Origin of the sequence: Shewanella sp. 10N.286.52.A9 (assembly GCF_041468985.1) — a bacterium.
GTDB lineage: Bacteria > Pseudomonadota > Gammaproteobacteria > Enterobacterales > Shewanellaceae > Shewanella > Shewanella japonica.
Genome location: NZ_JBFRJQ010000041.1, coordinates 1 through 238 on the forward strand (window position 1 = coordinate 1; position 238 = coordinate 238).

A 238-nucleotide genomic window follows, 5' to 3' on the forward strand; every position below is an offset into this window, starting at 1 on the left:
GCGTAATGCTAAATGCTTTTAAAGTCGCTAACTTGTCAAAGTTAGTAGACTCGCTTTATCGTGATAAAGCTACTCTTTCGAGTAAATTAGGCGCTTGGCGATGACCTACTTTCACATGGGGAGACCCCACACTATCATCGGCGCGATTGCGTTTCACTACTGAGTTCGGGATGGGATCAGGTGGTACCACAATGCTATTGTCACCAAGCAAATTCGGGTGTTAATCGCTTATCGCAAT

At 45.0% G+C, this 238-nt stretch carries 1 rRNA gene; it reads right to left on the minus strand.

The features are described from left to right. Nucleotides 1–92: 92 nt before the first annotated feature. Nucleotides 93–208 (minus strand): 5S ribosomal RNA (rrf, locus tag AB4128_RS20540). Nucleotides 209–238 lie beyond the last annotated feature (30 nt).